At 63.5% G+C, this 1,889-nt stretch carries 3 protein-coding genes; all 3 read left to right on the top strand.

What is annotated here, in order from left to right; translation table 11 throughout:
* On the top strand, positions 1-848 hold an 848-nt coding region (locus tag EN935_RS33805; RefSeq protein WP_127374113.1), incomplete at its 5' end, for an MBL fold metallo-hydrolase.
* Between the two features lie 71 nt (positions 849-919).
* On the top strand, positions 920-1,486 hold the full coding sequence (locus EN935_RS33800) for a hypothetical protein (RefSeq protein WP_127265643.1): 567 nt from the start codon (positions 920-922) through the stop codon (positions 1,484-1,486).
* A 97-nt stretch (positions 1,487-1,583) separates the two neighbouring features.
* Positions 1,584-1,745: a DUF1328 family protein gene (locus tag EN935_RS33795; protein ID WP_082525393.1), complete on the top strand. Its 162-nt coding sequence runs from the start codon at positions 1,584-1,586 to the stop codon at positions 1,743-1,745.
* The last annotated feature ends 144 nt before the right edge of the window (positions 1,746-1,889 follow it).

Genomic DNA, 1,889 nt, shown 5'->3' with positions numbered 1-1,889 from the left:
CCTTTCCGCAGGCAAAACCGACCGCGAAGATCGAAGGCCCCGCGCTGGATGTGACGATGGTCGGCCATTCCACCTTGCTGATCCAGACGGCCGGTCTGAACATCCTCACCGATCCGGTGTGGTCGCTGCGCGCGTCGCCGCTTTCCTTCGCCGGGCCAAAACGCATCAATCCGCCGGGCATCGCCTTTGCCGACCTGCCGCCGATCGACCTCGTGCTGGTCAGCCACAACCATTACGACCATCTCGACCTCGCCACGTTGAAGCGGCTGAAGGCCAGCCACGACCCGCTGGTGCTCGCCCCGCTCGGCAACGACGCCATCATCGAAGCCGCCGTGCCCGGCATGCGGCTGTCGGCGCATGACTGGGGCGACAGGGTCGAGGTCGGTAACGGCGTCGCCCTCCATGTCGAGCCGGTGCATCACTGGTCGGCGCGTGGCGCCCGCGACCGGCGCATGGCGCTGTGGGCCGGCTTCGTCATCGAAACGCCTGATGGCAAGCTCTATTTCGCAGGCGACACCGGCTTCCACGATGGCATCAACTACCGGCTGATGGCTGAGAAACATGGCGGTTTCCGTTTCGCCATCCTGCCGATCGGCGCTTATGAGCCGCGCTGGTTCATGGCGCCGCAGCACCAAAACCCCAGGGAAGCCGTGCAAGGCATGACGCTTTGCAACGCCGCTTTCGCCGCCGGCTGCCACTGGGGCACCTTCCAGCTCACCGACGAACCGATCGACGAGCCGGCGCGGAAATTGGCCGAGGCGCTCGACGATCAAGGTGTTCCGCGCGAGCACTTTCGCGCCTTGCGGCCCGGCGAGGTCTGGACCGTGCCTGAGATCGGGCGCGGCTGACGTCTGCATTGGCCATTTACGGCCCGGTCATTTTCGCAGATGGTCCGCCCGACAGGCAAAGGGGAATGCAGATGAAATCGATCATGGCAGTTCTGATGGCGCTGGCGATCTCGACGCCGTGCGCTTTCGCAGGCGAAATCAGCGACCGCGCCGCGGAAGCCGAAAAACTGCTGCAATCGGGTGACGGCGCCGGCGCGCTGGACAAATTCCGTAGCGCCGAGGAAGCCTTTTGGCAAGCGATGCCGCTGGCCGTCCAGAACGTCAAACAGGTCGATACCGCAAGCGGTTTCGGCATCTACAGCGAGCGCGCCAATCACACCTACAAGCCCGGCGAGAAGATCGTGCTGTACATGGAACCCATTGGCTATGGCTACGGCTCGGACGGCCTCGGCAACAGCATGATCGCGCTTTCCGTCGACATCACGGTGGTTTCCGCAGCCGGCGAGACGCTCGGCACGAGCGAGAAGGTCGGCCGTGTCCAGGTCGCGTCCCGCTCGCACAACCGCGAACTGTTCTTCAAGCTGGACCTCTCCCTCGACGGCGTGCCGCCCGGCAAATACCGCTGCGACTTCCTCATGCACGACGAGAATTCGAAAAAGACGGCGCCCTTCACCACCGATATCGAGATCGCCGGCTAGTTTTCGTCGCGAACAGGCCTCGCAGCCCGACGGGAACCCAAGCGCGGCGGACGCGTTTTCATGCGGTTTCAAAATATGTCGGTTGCGAGGCATTCCCATGCTCAAATGGATCATCATTCTCCTCATCGTAGCGGCTGCGGCGAGCCTGCTCGGCATGCCGGCGCTGGCAGGTGCCGCCGCCACCGGTGCGCGCATCCTAATCGGCATCGTTCTGGTCATCTTCCTGCTGGTGGTGCTGGGCATCTTCGCCGTCACGTAAGTCCGGCGCCTTCGCCGTGACCAAGCGGCTGCGCACTGGTAATTCCCGCCCGTTTCCGCCATATAGCGCCAAACGGACACGGAATTTTCGGAGCAATGGCCAGCACCACCAGCAGGAAGATGACCAGAACGATGCCGATTAGGA

The sequence above is a fragment of the Mesorhizobium sp. M7D.F.Ca.US.004.03.1.1 genome, assembly GCF_003998635.1.
GTDB classification, from domain to species: domain Bacteria; phylum Pseudomonadota; class Alphaproteobacteria; order Rhizobiales; family Rhizobiaceae; genus Mesorhizobium; species Mesorhizobium loti.
The sequence above is the reverse complement of the archived record's forward strand: the minus strand, read 5'-3'. Positions and strand labels throughout refer to the sequence as shown.

What these genes read in the sequence shown, in the direction of transcription:
- EN935_RS33800 (WP_127265643.1), top strand. Translation starts at nt 920, where the DNA reads ATGAAATCGATCATGGCAGTTCTGATGGCGCTGGCGATCTCGACGCCG.
- EN935_RS33795 (WP_082525393.1), top strand. Translation starts at nt 1,584, where the DNA reads ATGCTCAAATGGATCATCATTCTCCTCATCGTAGCGGCTGCGGCGAGC.